This is a genomic window from Psychrobacillus psychrotolerans, from assembly GCF_900115805.1.
Lineage (GTDB): Bacteria > Bacillota > Bacilli > Bacillales_A > Planococcaceae > Psychrobacillus > Psychrobacillus psychrotolerans.
In genome coordinates, this window is sequence record NZ_FOXU01000001.1 from 235455 (window position 1) to 250755 (window position 15301).

16 protein-coding genes and 1 other annotated feature are annotated in these 15301 nt (G+C 36.4%); of the genes, 4 read left to right on the forward strand and 12 right to left on the reverse strand.

Annotated features, from left to right (window positions below; translation table 11 throughout):
- Window positions 1-98 precede the first annotated feature (98 nt).
- The 6 genes from BM260_RS01355 to BM260_RS01380 all read right to left on the reverse strand — a co-directional run bounded on the left by BM260_RS01355 (window position 99) and on the right by BM260_RS01380 (window position 6241).
- Window positions 99-1220, reverse strand: coding sequence for a GerAB/ArcD/ProY family transporter (locus tag BM260_RS01355; RefSeq protein ID WP_093534256.1), 1122 nt, complete (start codon window positions 1218-1220; stop codon window positions 99-101).
- 18 nt (window positions 1221-1238) lie between these two features.
- On the reverse strand, window positions 1239-1466 hold the full coding sequence (locus tag BM260_RS01360) for a hypothetical protein (protein ID WP_093534258.1): 228 nt from the start codon (window positions 1464-1466) through the stop codon (window positions 1239-1241).
- 6 nt (window positions 1467-1472) lie between these two features.
- The gene (locus BM260_RS01365; protein ID WP_245762602.1) at window positions 1473-2678 is read right to left on the reverse strand and encodes a Ger(x)C family spore germination protein; all 1206 of its coding nucleotides are present in this window, start codon (window positions 2676-2678) and stop codon (window positions 1473-1475) included.
- Window positions 2671-4287, reverse strand: coding sequence for a spore germination protein (locus BM260_RS01370; RefSeq protein ID WP_245762603.1), 1617 nt, complete (start codon window positions 4285-4287; stop codon window positions 2671-2673). Before BM260_RS01370 ends, BM260_RS01365 begins: the two co-directional genes overlap by 8 nt.
- A gap of 201 nt (window positions 4288-4488) precedes the next feature.
- Window positions 4489-5304 carry a YitT family protein gene (locus BM260_RS01375; protein WP_322788049.1) on the reverse strand — a complete coding sequence of 272 codons (816 nt, stop codon included), beginning with the start codon at window positions 5302-5304 and terminating at the stop codon, window positions 4489-4491.
- A 142-nt stretch (window positions 5305-5446) separates the two neighbouring features.
- Window positions 5447-6241, reverse strand: coding sequence for a DUF4097 family beta strand repeat-containing protein (locus BM260_RS01380; RefSeq protein WP_093534262.1), 795 nt, complete (start codon window positions 6239-6241; stop codon window positions 5447-5449).
- A gap of 368 nt (window positions 6242-6609) precedes the next feature.
- Between BM260_RS01380 and BM260_RS01385 the strand changes: the two genes are divergently transcribed.
- Complete coding sequence (locus BM260_RS01385; protein ID WP_093534264.1) at window positions 6610-6828, forward strand: hypothetical protein; 219 nt, start codon at window positions 6610-6612, stop codon at window positions 6826-6828.
- A 3-nt stretch (window positions 6829-6831) separates the two neighbouring features.
- On the opposite strand, the gene BM260_RS01390 is transcribed toward BM260_RS01385, so the two are convergent.
- On the reverse strand, window positions 6832-7704 hold the full coding sequence (locus tag BM260_RS01390; RefSeq protein WP_093534266.1) for a GNAT family N-acetyltransferase: 873 nt from the start codon (window positions 7702-7704) through the stop codon (window positions 6832-6834).
- Window positions 7705-7884: 180 nt separating this feature from the next.
- Between BM260_RS01390 and BM260_RS01395 the strand changes: the two genes are divergently transcribed.
- Window positions 7885-8454, forward strand: coding sequence for a TetR/AcrR family transcriptional regulator (locus BM260_RS01395; protein WP_093534268.1), 570 nt, complete (start codon window positions 7885-7887; stop codon window positions 8452-8454).
- A gap of 58 nt (window positions 8455-8512) precedes the next feature.
- Window positions 8513-9934 (forward strand): DHA2 family efflux MFS transporter permease subunit, encoded by a 1422-nt coding sequence (locus BM260_RS01400; protein ID WP_093534270.1) that lies wholly within the window; start codon window positions 8513-8515, stop codon window positions 9932-9934.
- A 115-nt stretch (window positions 9935-10049) separates the two neighbouring features.
- Here BM260_RS01400 and trpA read toward each other — a convergent pair whose 3' ends face one another.
- Genes trpA through trpD form a run of 5 tightly spaced genes read right to left on the reverse strand, consistent with a single transcriptional unit; the run spans window position 10050 to window position 14472 of the window.
- Window positions 10050-10838, reverse strand: a complete 789-nt coding sequence (trpA, locus tag BM260_RS01405) for a tryptophan synthase subunit alpha (RefSeq protein WP_093534272.1) — start codon at window positions 10836-10838, stop codon at window positions 10050-10052.
- Window positions 10831-12036, reverse strand: coding sequence for a tryptophan synthase subunit beta (gene trpB / locus BM260_RS01410; protein WP_093534274.1), 1206 nt, complete (start codon window positions 12034-12036; stop codon window positions 10831-10833). The genes trpA and trpB overlap by 8 nt, the downstream gene beginning before the upstream one ends.
- Window positions 12036-12656 (reverse strand): phosphoribosylanthranilate isomerase, encoded by a 621-nt coding sequence (locus BM260_RS01415; protein WP_093534276.1) that lies wholly within the window; start codon window positions 12654-12656, stop codon window positions 12036-12038. The genes trpB and BM260_RS01415 overlap by 1 nt, the downstream gene beginning before the upstream one ends.
- Window positions 12653-13444 (reverse strand): indole-3-glycerol phosphate synthase TrpC, encoded by a 792-nt coding sequence (gene trpC, locus BM260_RS01420; RefSeq protein WP_093534278.1) that lies wholly within the window; start codon window positions 13442-13444, stop codon window positions 12653-12655. The genes BM260_RS01415 and trpC overlap by 4 nt, the downstream gene beginning before the upstream one ends.
- Window positions 13441-14472 carry an anthranilate phosphoribosyltransferase gene (trpD, locus tag BM260_RS01425; protein ID WP_093534280.1) on the reverse strand — a complete coding sequence of 344 codons (1032 nt, stop codon included), beginning with the start codon at window positions 14470-14472 and terminating at the stop codon, window positions 13441-13443. The genes trpC and trpD overlap by 4 nt, the downstream gene beginning before the upstream one ends.
- Before the next feature lie 81 nt (window positions 14473-14553).
- Window positions 14554-14769, reverse strand: a binding site (T-box leader).
- A gap of 189 nt (window positions 14770-14958) precedes the next feature.
- Between trpD and BM260_RS01430 the strand changes: the two genes are divergently transcribed.
- Window positions 14959-15189 carry a PepSY domain-containing protein gene (locus BM260_RS01430; protein WP_245762604.1) on the forward strand — a complete coding sequence of 77 codons (231 nt, stop codon included), beginning with the start codon at window positions 14959-14961 and terminating at the stop codon, window positions 15187-15189.
- Window positions 15190-15301: the final 112 nt, after the last annotated feature.

Below are 15301 nucleotides of genomic sequence, written 5' to 3' on the forward strand. Positions count from 1 at the left end.
CATTTTCGACCATAACAATTACAAATATTAGGATGCTTCACATTAGCCCTTAGAGCCTTTTAACTTTTCATTTGCGTATGATTGGTCATAAGCTGCTTCTAATTTGAATTTGCATAATCTGGGTCTTTTTTGAATTTTTTCTTTCTTAAAAGAAATACAATTGTTGCTAGTAGAGGACAAAACAAACCAACTATTGTAGTGATTACGATCGCATTCTTTTCGTCAAAGATTGTTTGATATAAAATATTAGGAAAAATGATTATTGAAAGGAATAGGACAATTGCCGCGACTGGAAAAGTTAATACTCGATATTCCTTTATATTGAGAATTTTACTCAATCCAAAAACCCCAGCATAAAAATAAAGAGTAACCTTAAAAAATAATGCAAGAGTCCATAAAGTGGCCATTAATGCTTCTATCCGTGTTATAAAATCTCCTACATTTATTACTTTTGCTAATGTATAGCTAGGATAAACCTGGCGTGCAGTTGTATTTGAACCTAGTACAAAAATACATAACATCGTAATCGAGACAATAACTGCTCCACCTATTAAAGATCCTAAATAAAAATTTTTCCTGCATTTTTTAATTTCATTTACAAATGCAGGAAAGATCATGAACAATGCAATGGAATTAACCGTAGAAACCGCTGTAAGCTTAAAAGATGAAGATAATATAGAACTTAACTTCGTCTGAAAAAAAGGCTCTAAATTCGTTACATCAATTTGAGGTGATATCGATACTGCTAATACAATAAACAAAAAGAAAAAAATGAATATGAAGATTTCAGCGGAGCGTGCAATAGTTTGTATACCTAGCCTAACTGCCATGACAACAATAATTACCAATAAAAGATTAATAAACGTAATTGGTGTCTCTGGGTACATTTGGGTAATTAAAAAGATGCTAGATTGTGCAATAAGTGCTGATGCATAAAGTAAAGTCATAAGTACGAATAAGATAGAAATTGACTTTCCTAGAAATTTACCAAATATTTTTTCATTAATTTCAATATAGGTCAATTTAGGAAACCACAAACTAATTGTTGTAAAAAACCATATAACTACCAATCCTAATAAATTTCCAATTAATGCAGCAATCCACGCATCTTGTTTTACTGCAATTGTTAGAGTAGAAGGGATATAGAGAATACTTGATCCAACCGTAAAAAAAATAACTAACACTAAAAATTGAAACGGAGTTACTTTATCTGTCTGCATCCTCTATCCCTCATTTTTCTAATTTATTTGGAATATACTTTGAAATAGTTTCTCCGTTTTTGAAAACAAATCAACAGGGCTAGGTATTTTAACACCAACTGCTAACAAAATTAAACAGGTAGATCCTATAAAAAGAAGTACTGAATATACTACCAATTCCTTTTTTTGTTTGTTCTTCCACATGGATGGCACGTCAAACATGGCAATGACTACAGTTATTATTAATATAGCTAATGTTTTCACCATACCGCTCTACTCACTTGTACTTCTCCCAACTGGATTTAGAACCGACCCAAAGTGACTAATTTGTGCATCGACATCAATATTGACCGGCATCTCAGAAAAAATTTCATCCCAATTTCCTTTTATTTTTTTCCACTTCTCAGGATTTTCTTTGTTTATAGTAGCGCCAAAACCAAAAATGTCTGTGTGATATTTTTCTTGTACTACTTTAATTGTTTCCTGAAGATCTGTTTTTACAGCTTTTTCAAATTCCTTTTCAAGCATTTTTACAGTTTCTTGCTTAGTTAAATCGATATCACAGCTAACCTCCCCTAAATTGGCCACTATATTTACTTTTAAATCTATTTCAGGATTATTACTATTTGTTTTTTTACTCTTCATCTCTGATTTATATTTTTTTATATGAATAGACACGTTTCCATTTCCACCCTCAGGGCAGGATACTATTCCAACAGTACTTTTTACTTGATTTGTTATTCCGTTATACCCCCGACTCTCATTATCATTCAACCAACCAACTAGTTTATCTTCTTTGAAAACCGCTAACTCTTCAAATTTGATGAAAGCTTCCGGAACAATACTTTCTACATTTTGTTTACTGGAGCCCTTGCTTGAATCTCCAAGTATTTGAACACCTGTCAATACTCCTTGTTTTCCTTCTCTTTCCAAATTTGTTTTCATTTCAAAAAAGTTTACAGCAATCGTACTAGAGTAGTTTGCCTCAGAAGTATGGAGTATGTTAAAGAGGTCATTAGCAGGAACCTTTTCCAATGTAGTTTGTATATTTAATATTTCCCTAGCATCTGTTTCTTTAGAAACAATTAAATAAAAATCAGATCTAAGTTCCCAACCTCGAGATAAAAAATCCACTGTACCATCGATACCTTCCTTTGCTAATTCTTCACTAATCACGACGATTCGAAGATGTCCTAAGTAGATCATCCGTGGGGCTACTAGAGTGAGTTTCCGAATTGCCTCATTTACTGATTTTCCATTTGCCTCATAGAGTGTAACTGGCGAACTTCCAGTTCCACCTTTCGTTGATAATTCAGTTGGAATCACCACTTGAGCGGCAACATGATATTCATCGTCTTTTTTATCAATAGATATGGCCGTTGCTATGGCTAACTCATTCAGTTCTCGTTTATCCCAACATCCCGCGAGCAATAAACTAACGAAAATAATAGCTATGAATCGAACTATCACTCTATCCATCTTGGGACCTCTTCGAGTGAGAGCTTTTTTTGAAATTTACTTTTGTAGCGCGCTGTCTGATTCTATTTTTCGAAATTTCAGATGGACGTGTAAGTAATTTCCAAATTGGAAAACGAACTACACTATCTTTTTGACCAGCTAAATTAAACGGAGCAAATGGCGACATATAAGGAACACCAAAAGAACTAAGACTACACAGGTGAAGAACTAATGCAATTACCCCAATAAGGATACCGTATAATCCGAAAGAGGCTGCTATTCCCATAAACACAAAACGTAAAATCCTCCCAGCGATGGCTATATCATATGTGGGAGGAACAAAGCTAGAAATAGCTGTTATAGAAACAACAATTACCATTGCAGCTGAAATAATCCCAGCCTCTACTGCAGCCGTACCAATAACAAATGCACCGACTATGGACATTGCAGATCCAATAGCTCTAGGCATCCTCAATCCTGCCTCCCGCAATATTTCAAATGTAATCTCCATAATTATAGCCTCCACAAATGCCGGAAACGGAACCCCTTCCCGCTGGGCTGCTAAACTGACCAAAAGTGCAGGTGGTATAATTTCATGATGAAATGTGATTAGAGCAATATATAATGCAGGCACAAGTATGGATATTCCATATGCGACAAATCGGAGTAATCGTATTAAACTTGCCATCACTGCACGTTGATAATAATCTTCTGACGACTGAAAGAACTGTACAAATAAGGCAGGTACTAGTAATACAAAAGGTGTTCCATCCACTAATATGGCAATACGACCTTCTAACAAACCTGCAGCGACGGTGTCTGGCCGTTCTGTATTGAATACGGTAGGGAAAAGAGTGAACTGAGAGTCTTGTATAAACTCTTCAATATTCGCACTTTCCAAAATGCCATCAATATCAATACGCCCTATCCTATTAGTAACTTCATCTACTGCATCTTTTTCTGCCACTCCATTTATGTACATAATGGCTACATTCGTTTTAGTCCGCCTGCCAACCTCCTTAGTAATCATCCACAGATTTTCATCTTTGATAATTCGACGAACAAGTGCAGTATTTAAACGTATATTTTCAGAAAACCCTTCCCTAGGTCCTCTGATAACTGTTTGCGCTGTAGGCTCCGTAACACCGCGACCTTCCCAGGATTTGTTTCCTATGATAAATCCAGTTGAAAAGCCATCAACTAAAACAATTACATCCCCAGATAAAAGCCGAGTAAATAATTGATCAAAATCACTTACTTCCGTTAATTCACCTACCGTTAATGCAAAATCCTTTAAGGTAGTTAAAACGGCGGAATCAGAAGTTAATTCAAGGTCGATATCTGACTCTTTTATCTCCAACATTAACGTTTCCATGATAATTTGCTGCAAGGTCACTGAGTCACTTAAACCCTCTGTATAAATAATCCCTACTTTAATGTTACCCTCATTGCCAATTTTAATTTCTCGAAAGACAATGTCTGAGCTCTCGCCAACTGAACTTTTTATATGCTGTAGATTCTCTTCCAATTTTAGTCTTAATGAGTTACTCTCTGGCATACTTTTCGGCTCACTTTTACTTGGAGGTGACGGTTGAATAACAATTTTTCGATTCTTTTTAAATAAATTCATATTCTACCTCACTTTCCATTAAATAATGGTTCTTACCGAAAAGTGTTCCCTGTGATTACTAATTTATTCAAAACTTCACTTCAACAAGAAGAAAAATACGGGATGCACCCAAATAAATACAAAAATGCCGAGAGTTATGATAACCCTCGGCATTTTCTATCAGATTTTCTCATATATAAGTTCAACTCGTAAGACTTTTAGCTAATGAATATTCCGAGCAAAATTACCATCTACTTCAATCGTTTGTGTAATATTAATGAATGCCTGCTCATCATGTTTTCTAACAATTTGTTTGATTTGTGCCGTTTCATAACGAGTAACGACCATCATTAAAATATACTTTTTCTCTAGCGTATAGCCACCATAACCTTCTGTCACTGTGACGCCACGATAAATGCTTGCTAACAATTCCTGACGAATTGGTTCAGCGACCGTTGTTATAATTTGCATAGTTATTTTTTCATGATTAGTATAGATTGTATCAATCGCTTTACCAGTTAAATATATAGATAATAAGGTGTAGAGTGCTATTTCCCAGTTGAATATCATTCCTGAAATTAGCACAATCACACTATTCATTCCTGTGAGTAATAGTCCAACACTAAAATTACTTGAGCGAGAAATAATAATAGCTATTATATCCATACCACCAGAAGTACCCGAGTATTTCATAATAAGTCCTATTCCCACACCGCCTATAGCTCCGCCAAATATAGCTGATAGCAATATATTATCTGTAATTGACTCTGCTGGAATTACATAAAGAAATACAGATAACGATAACACACACACGAGGGTGTTAAGCGTAATTTGTTTCCCAAGCTTGTAATACCCTAATATCAAAAGAGGTACATTCATGACAAAATTGAGTATACCTGTATCAAACGGGGTTATCAATCCTACCAAAATAGCGATCCCACTAATTCCACTACTTAAAATTTCATGCGGCACTAAAAATGCATTAAACGCAAAAGCAATTATAAAGGAGCCTACTACTACAATTAGATTTTTTAACAATAGACTGCTCCTTTCTTCCATAAAAAAACTCGCCCACTAAGGACGAGTTTTTCTTCTACTAGAATCTTCTCTTCACAAATGATATAAGAAACAATTTAACAAAGATTAGGGTGTACGTCAATATATTGGTTTTTTTTCTTTGTTAATCTCCCTTTATAATAGAAATAACTCCATTATCTGTTCTTAAATCGATTATATTCTTGCCTTTACCAAAAACAGTTTTTTCATTAGCAGAACCAAAAATATTAATTCTTCCATTGTCTATATCCGCCTGAATAGTTGCATTTTTTGGTTCCGTCGTTGTATGAATATTTATAAGGCCATTATCGGTTTTGAAAGAGATGTTCCGCTCTAAATTATCCGTCACCATGGTAATTTGCCCGTTATCTGTTTTGGCTTCTACATCTCCGGATACATGGTGAAAGTCAATTTTTCCATTATCCGTTTTTACATAGACCTTTTTACTTTCCAGGTCCTCGAGCACTATTTTTCCATTATCAGTTTTGATATCGACATTGGCAATTTGAAGATTATTTACGGTAATTTGCCCATTGTCTGTTTCCGTTGTTAACTCTTCATACTTTTCATCTGGAACAGATACAATAATTTTATTGTGAGAAGTATTTAATCCAATATTAATGCCGCCAAAAAATTTCTTTTTCTTTTCTACATGTAAAGTATTGCCTTTAACATATGCCTTTATTTTACTAGATGCGCCCTTTTTATTTTTAAATTCAACTTTTCCTTTAGAATCCGATGATTGAACTACTTCAATGGCTGTATTGTCACCTATAATTTCTATTTTCGTGAACTTTTCGGCTATCTCAATTTCTTCTGTTTTTTTGTTAGATCCCCCCGCAATATTCATCCCGATATTAATAGCTGCTCCTAAAATTATGACAATAATTGCGATGACACCAATCTTTTTTATACTCATTTCCGCAACCTCCTAATTATTTACCTTATACAGTTCATTATATAGATATGGATACCATTTCCTATGGTCTTCAGATGGGAAGTTCCCTCAGCCTTAAGATGTATTTGTATTAACCTGTTTAAGTTCTATGTAATTTAAAGGCACTTTCTATTTGGCAGTGCCTTTACATTCCTAAGCTAACCCCAATTGCAAAATAGACAACCGAAATTTGGATCAACCTTGCTCCCATTTTCTTCTCCCTTCGTATGATAGACTTTTTAAGACTCTATATTCTATGCGTAGTAGGAAGTGATTACGATGAAGGACCTTCTTTGAAAAAGGTATTTCTTCTTTGAAGTCGAATACTATATGGAAAGGAGTGTTATTAGATGGATATTGTTAGTACTCTATTTGGACTTTTCTTTATTGTGTTAATTGCACGCATTACTTACAAAATGATCAAAAAGAATCGTTTTCCTCCTATGAATTATCAACCTTTCGATGATGCAATGTCTGGAATCGATCCGGAGGAAAAGCATAATAATCAAATGTTAAGAGATACGAAGCATGAAAAGAATTATGAAGAACGTACTTCTCGATCCAAATAACGCTTATCTATTTTTATAGGCAACGAGCGTATGTTTTACTCGAAATCCAGCGTCCATATAAAGGGCTATTGCTGCTTTATTGCTAGACTCCACACTTAAGGTGATTTCTTCTATTGAATCACATGAAAATAAATGATGTAGTGCAGCTTTCATTAGTTTCTTTGCTAACCCTTGCCCTCTGTAATCTGGAGAAACGGCAATATATTCAATTGCTCCTTCTCCGTGAAGTGGAGAAGCTTCCACATACACGTACCCCTTTAACTCCATATCGTGTTGGATGATAAGCAAAAGATTATCTTTACTTATTCGGGATAGAATCTGCTCACTACTATAATATGTATTTGGAAATGCCAGATGATGAAGCTCGCTAAATGATTTCTTAAAAGAAGAGGCATATGTTACGACATGTAGATCAATTCTATCTGCTATATAATCTCTTGAGGCCTTTAATATGAGATGGTGGCCGTTTTCTATTCCATCCATACGTCCAACAAATTGTTTCACAAAAGTGTTTTTATCGTTTATAAAGAATTGGTATTCATCTAATTTAAAAGGAATTGTATTCTCTAAAGTTTTCCATAAGTTATCGGCAATTTGAAGCTTATCTTTCCCATTTCCGACAAATGGTCCCCATACTTCCGCACTTCTTTTTTTTGCATCTATATCAAATCCTAATGCACCAACTAGATGATCTTCTTCGTATGCAACCACAAATGATTTCTCTATGTCTATATCCGAAAAATCATGGGAAAGTGTATCAAAAATCTCTTCCTCTTCTTCTCCACAATAACCAATATGTGAAGCATCAATACTATTCATCGTTTCTAAGAAAGCCGCTAATTGGTGTAAATTATTTGGAGGTCCTACATAAATCATCTACATTTCTCCTTTTGCTCAATACCATTATCAAAATATTTTATCATTTATATAATGGGAATGATATACGCAAATGGTAACCTGCCACTGCTAATCTCATCAAAAATTTTTGACAACGCTTGTGCATTTCTATATATTTACTAATAGACCAGTTTGTATAATTTGTGAGGTGATTTAAAAGTGCCTGAGAAAAATAATTCAAAAGATCTTCTTATTGAAACTGCCTCTCGCCTTTTTCGATTAAGAGGCTACTACGGAGTAGGGCTTAAAGACATTCTTGCGGAAAGTGGAATTCCCAAAGGATCACTTTATCATTATTTTCCGGATGGAAAGGAACAGCTTGCCATTGCAGCAATTGAATATACAAAAGAAATTGTTATAAATGAAATTCAAGAATTATTTGGTGAAATTGAAGATCCTATCAATGCATTTCAAATACATTTAGATCATTTATCAGAAATCATTGTAAATAGTAAAAACATAGGTTTCCCTATTGGCACAATAGCTGGCGAAACCCATTCTACGAGTGAGCCGATTCGTATAGCTTGTCAATTAGCCTTTGCAGAATGGCAAGCAATTTATCAGAAAAAATTGCTTCAGTCTGGATATGACAAAGAAAAAGCAACGGACTTGGGGATTACTGTGAATTTAATGATAGAAGGTGCTATTCTTTTATCTTTAACGAGTAAAAGTAATAAACCGCTTGAAGTAGCTAAAAAGCACATAACAATATTATTAAGTAAGGATTAGTTTAAATTCATCCAAATGTATGAAGGTCTATATAGTTATTAATTGGAGGAATTTGTTCATGATTGAAAACGCACCACAGCAAGAAAAACAAGTATTTAAAACAACCCCTATTTTAATTTCATTTTTAATAGCAGGGTTTGTCGGATTATTTAGTGAGACAGCATTGAATATGGCACTAGGAGATCTAATAGGAATATTCGATATTAGTCCATCCTCCGTTCAGTGGTTAACAACTGGTTACCTATTAACACTGGGAATATTAGTTCCTGTTTCTGGATTTATCATGCAATGGTTCACCACGCGACAATTATTTATTGCTTCTTTACTATTTTCTATAGTAGGAACATTCATTGCAGCGGTTGCACCTAGTTTCACTGTGTTATTGCTATCACGAGTTGTACAAGCAATAGGGACAGGATTATTATTACCATTAATGTTCAATACTATTTTACTCATCTTCCCTGTTCACAAAAGAGGGGCAACAATGGGGCTCATGGGATTGGTTATCATGTTTGCACCAGCCATTGGTCCAACTATTTCAGGTTTGGTTCTTGAGAAACTTACTTGGCATTGGATTTTCTGGATCTGTTTACCGTTTCTTTTCATTGCTTTGTTGTTCGGTATAAAATTCGTAGAAAATGTAACAACTGTAACGAAACCGAAAATAGATATACTTTCTATTATTTTATCAACTATTGGTTTTGGCGGAATTGTGTACGGCTTTAGTAGTGCAGGAGAAAAGGGTTGGGGCAGTACAATAGTTATTTTGACAATCGTTGTCGGCCTTGTTTCACTAGTTTTGTTCAGTCTAAGACAGTTCAAAATGGAAGTACCAATGATTAACTTACGTGTCCTAAAATTCCCAATGTTTACGTTAGGGTTATTAAGTGTATTTATAACCTTTATGGTAATTATGTCTTCCATGATTCTGTTGCCATTATACTTACAAACAGGACTTGCTTTAGCTGCATTTACAGCTGGACTCGTACTTCTACCAGGGGGTGTCTTGAACGGACTTATGTCTCCTTTAACTGGTCGTCTATTTGACAAATATGGTCCTAGAGGCCTTGTTACTCCAGGGTTTGTCATCATGATTATCATGTTATGGATGCTATCCAATATTACAATGGACACTTCTATATTTATGGTTGTTGTGATGCACTCAGTTCTGTTTGTTGGAATATCAATGGTTATGATGCCAGCACAGACAAATGGTCTTAATCAGCTTCCGAGAAAACTGTATCCTGATGGAACAGCATTGATGAATACATTACAACAAGTATCTGGTGCAATCGGTACAGCCGTTGCGATTACAATTATGTCGACTTCTCAAACTGCTTATTTAAAGAATGCGACTGATATAATGGATCCAGAAACATTGAGTGCTTCATTAACTGCTGGTGTACAAGATGCATTTATATTTGGTTTAATCCTAGCAATCGTAGGATTAATCATGTCTTTATTTATCAAAAAGGCTTAGATAAAATAAATGATAAACCCCATTCTATGAGCTAGTTGCTCAGAATGGGGTTTATTTTACCTTACTTAGGCTTTTTAATTGAAGAATCCTCCATACAATCTCAATCCATTAAGTGTTAGTTAAATACTTTTGCTTTAGAAGCTTGAACTAGTGCTGTTATATGATCCAAGTCATTTTGATGGAACGCTTCCACTATAGCACTCCCTACAATTACGCCATCAGCTAATGTTCCCATACTTTTTACTTGTTCCGGGGTAGATATACCAAATCCTGCTAGTACTGGTATAGCGCTCTGCTCAGAAAGACTTGTGAAATGTTGCTCCAACTGGTCACTAAACCCATCTCTGATCCCCGTGATTCCGTTTACCGTTACAGCGTAGATGAACCCTTCACCGGACACTGCAATTTTCCTAAGACGCTCTGGTGGACTTGTTAAAGAAACAAGAGGAACTAATGCGATATCTGTATTTTCAAGAACTCCATGAAGCTCTATTGTTTCTTCCATTGGTACATCTGGGACGATTAGTCCAGCTATTCCTAATTTTTCACATTGTTGTGCAAACTGATCTAACCCATAACTAAGTAACGGATTATAATAAGTCATTAGTACAAGCGGTACCCTAACTTCCTCATAAAAAGTTTCTAGTTCCTGCAGGATAGACCGAAGTGTTGCACCGTTTGCAAGAGCGCGTTCACCTGCTTTCTGTATGGTTGGCCCATCTGCAACAGGATCCGAAAAAGGAATACCTAATTCAATAGCAGTTACACCTGCTTGTTGTAAAAAGTAAATTTTAGACTTTAATGTCTCTAGTCCTCCGTCTCCTGCCATTATATATGCGACAAATGCTTTATCTCCTTGAGTATTTACTGATTGAATAGCGTTTAATAGTTTTGTTTTAGCCATTGTTATTCACCCCTAACGCATCACGCACTGTTTGAACGTCCTTATCCCCCCGACCAGATAAACAAATAACTAATATTTCTTCTGGAGACATTTCTTTTGCAAGTTCCGTCGCAAAATGGATAGCGTGGGCACTTTCAAGTGCTGGTATAATTCCTTCTTTTTTTGATAACAGTTGTAAACCTTCTAACGCTTCAGCATCTGTTACGGATGTATATTGTACACGTCCAATATCATGTAAATAGGAATGCTCTGGACCTACTCCAGGATAATCTAAACCAGCGGAGATGGAATGTGCTTCTTGTATAAATCCATTATCATCCTGCAAAATATACATATAAGAACCATGTAGCACCCCTTCTTTCCCCCCAGTGACAGCCGCTGCATGGAGTCCTGTCGAAATACCACTTCCTCCTGCTTCAACGCCGTATAATGCAACAACCTGATCATCTACAAAAGGATGGAACATGCCTATTGCATTACTACCGCCACCAACACATGCGACAACCGCATCTGGTAATTTCCCTACCTTTTCAACTATTTGACGCTTTGTTTCTACTCCAATTACTCGTTGGAAATCACGAACAATTCTAGGGAATGGATGGGGACCAAGCGCAGAGCCTAATATATAATGGGTATCTTCGACATTAGAAACCCAATACCTTAAAGCCTCATTCACTGCATCTTTCAGCGTGCCAGACCCTTTATCCACTGACACTACTTGTGCACCGAGCAATTCCATTCGAAATACATTTAGTTCCTGTCTACGCACATCTTCTTTGCCCATGAATACAACACACTCAAGGTCAAATAATGCACAAACAGTTGCAGTTGCAACGCCGTGCTGTCCAGCACCTGTTTCCGCTACGATTTTCTTTTTACCCATTCGCTTTGCGAGCAACGCCTGACCAATTGTATTATTTATCTTGTGGGCACCTGTATGATTTAAATCTTCTCTTTTCAAATAAATTTGTGCCCCACCAAGTTCTCTTGTCAGTCTTTCTGCAAAATATAATGGGGTTTCGCGACCAACATAGTCTTTTAAATAGTAATTTACTTCATCTACAAATGTTTGATCAGCAATTGCTTCCTCGTAAGCTTTTTCAAGCTCTATTAAAGCTGTCATCAATGTTTCTGGAACATATTGACCACCGAATCTACCATATCTTCCCACTCTTTGGTCATCTGCTATTTTTACCATTATTCCACACTCCCATCATCTTTTACGGCTCTTATAAATGCTTGAATAAGCTTTATATCTTTGGTTCCATTTCGCTCTACTCCACTAGAAACATCAACCATAAAGGGCTTTATCTGCTCAATAGCCACTTTTACATTGTTTGGATTCAACCCACCCGCTAGAATGATTTTTTCTGTTTGAATATCATTACCCTCCATCAGCTTCCAATCAAATACTTCACCACTACCCCCTTGATAATCCGTACCCGGTGCATCAAATAAATAAAAATCAGTGTCATATTGTTTCGCCTGTAAAACATCAGCTTCATTATGAACAGATAATGCCTTAATAGAAGGTACATTATTTGTTCGAACAAATTCAGGTGTTTCCTGGCCATGATATTGTATAAAATCGAGCGGTACCTCTTGAAAAGCAGTTAATAGTTCCTCTTTTGTTGCGTTGACAAATACTCCAATCTTCCAAACTTCAGGTGGAATGCCTTTTGCTAACTCTCGTGCTTTATCAATCGTTATTTTTCTTTTGCTAGGTGCAAAAACAAAACCAATCGCATCTGCTCCCGCCTGAACTGCCACTTCCACATGTTCTTTCTCCATGAGGCCACAAATTTTCACTTTCGTCATGAAGTAATTACCTCTCTTTGTACTTGCAAGCTTTGAAGAGCATTCTGAACATCTCCACTTCGCATTAACGATTCCCCAACAAGTACAGCACTGGCACCATAGTTAGCAACTTTTGAAGCATCCGTAGCATTCCAAATACCACTTTCACTTATGAGCACACGTTTTTCCTCAAATGGAAAGCTTGCTGCAATTTCAGCCGTACGTGATAAATCTACTTGAAACGTTCGAAGATCTCGGTTATTAACGCCGATTAGTTTTGCATCCAGCTGCAAAGCACGGTCTAGCTCCACTGAGTCATGAACTTCTACTAACACTTCCAAACCCTTGCTAACTGCATATTCGTATAAAGATAAAAGTTTTTCTTGTTTTAGTGCTGCTACGATAAGTAATATAACAGAAGCTCCAGCATGCTTCGCATAATCTATTTGGATTGGATGAATGATAAAGTCTTTACAAAGAATTGGAATAGAAACGGTGCTTGCAACTTCAGCTAAATCATCAAATGTTCCTTGAAAAAACGGCGTATCGGTTAATACAGAAATACAAGCTGCTCCCGCATTAGCATATTGAGATGCTTGGTCAGCTGGAATAATCCCTTCTGCGATTAATCCCTTAGAAGGGGAAGCTCGTTTAATCTCAGAAATTACTTGTAGTTTTTCAGATTGATAAAGTGCATCAAATAACGATGGTCGTGTAATAATATCTAACTGGTCAGGTATCGATCCGAGAAGCATCTGTTCTACTTGCCCTTTTTTGGCAGCTAATATCTTATCTAAGATTGTTGTCATAATGCCACCTCCTGTCTAACAGATTGTTGACTGAAAGTTATAACTGCTTCCAACTTTTCTAATGCTTTTCCTGAACGGATCGTTTCTGCTGCTAGCTTAACTCCTTCTTGAATAGAGCTAACGATTCCAGATGCAAATAATCCTATTCCAGTGTTAAAAAGCACCGTATCTAAATAAGGACTTGCTTCACCTTGGAGAACGTTACGCAGTATTTTGGCATTTGTGTGACCATCTCCACCACGTATTGCTGAAATAGGAGCAGAAGTTAAACCTACATCATTTGCCGTCAGCTTAAAGGGTATTAAATCTCCGTTATCTATTAGGACTAACTGATTAACACCGGCAAGAGAAGCCTCATCCATCCCTCCAGCACCGCAAACAACAATGGCTCTTTTTCTTCCTAAAATTCTTAAGACTTCTGCATATTCCATCGTGAAATCCGAACGATTAATTCCGGTATATTGTGTTTCTAATTTAATTGGATTAGTTAACGGACCGACGAGGTTGAAAATAGTCCGTTTCCCAATCATTTGTCTAGCGATTCCAATCCTTTTTAACTTTGGATGTACATTTGGTGCGTAGAGGAAAGTTAATCCCTCTTGCTTAAGTAGGTCGATAGTTGCCTCAGAGCTAATAGATGCATGAATTCCTAATGCTTCTAGTACATCTGAACTTCCAGCGCTACTAGAAATTTTCCGGTTACCATGCTTCGCTATTGTTGCTCCTGCACCGGCTAACACGAATGCAGAGGTGGTACTAATATTAAAGCTATTCAAACCATCTCCACCTGTACCGCAATTATCCATATAATCACCATGCGGTTCGTTTAAGTTAATGGCAAATGACTTCATAACTGTTGCAAGTGCTGCAACCTCAATAGAAGTCTCTCCCTTTTTGGAGAGTGCTTTTAAAAAGTCAACAATATAGTGTACTTCCGTATTTTCTGCAAACAATAGCTTGGAAGCAGCCACCATTTCCTCATAAGTCAAATGCTCACTCTTCTCCACTTTATCTATAAATCCTCTCATCTAAAATCTCTCCTCTGCTCTGCTCAGCTATTTTTGAAATAAAAAAAGTCCTCTTCCAAGGGATTTCAGAAAAATCCCTTGGAAGAGGACGGTATTTACCGCGTTGCCACCTCTAGTTGGAGTGTAATACTCCCACTTAAGCTCCTGTAACGTAGGAAACACGTCTACCTCTTCAACAATGAATGTTATCGAGGAAGCTCTCATAAGCCCATTCGCTCTAGCAACAAATCAGTTCTCACCATCCACTGACTCTCTTGATTGTCCGCAAAAGCTACTATTCTTACTCAAACAATTTCTCAGCTATACTAACTCGTCTCAGCTCGTCTGTTCTTAGGCGACACTACTTTTAGCATCTTCTGCCTTTTTTCCGAACATAAAAGTTAATTATTATGATAGTAGGAATACTTTCAATTGTCAAACAGTTTTTATCCTTTTATATTCAGTCTGCATAAAATGGTATCAATAAGACAAGGAGGGTTTTAATTAGTGGTAAATCCAATGAATGGACAGAGAATTAGTTCGGAGCAAGCGATAAGTATTGCTCTGCAGAGAATTCCTGGAGAAATTGTACACGTGGATTTGGATATGGAGGATGGTCTTCTCGTATACGAAGTATTCATCATGACATCAAGCAACCAGATTTTTGAAGTGGAAGTCCATGCAAGAACTGGTAATATCCTAAAAATCGAACGAGAAGAAGACTTTGATTTTGATTGATCGACAAACTGCAAGTTGAACATAGAAGTGTATAGTTAAAAAACTACTCCGTTGATTCCCTTCAGGATAGTTGGTATAATAAAGGAATTACAGGTATACAATAAAATACCGA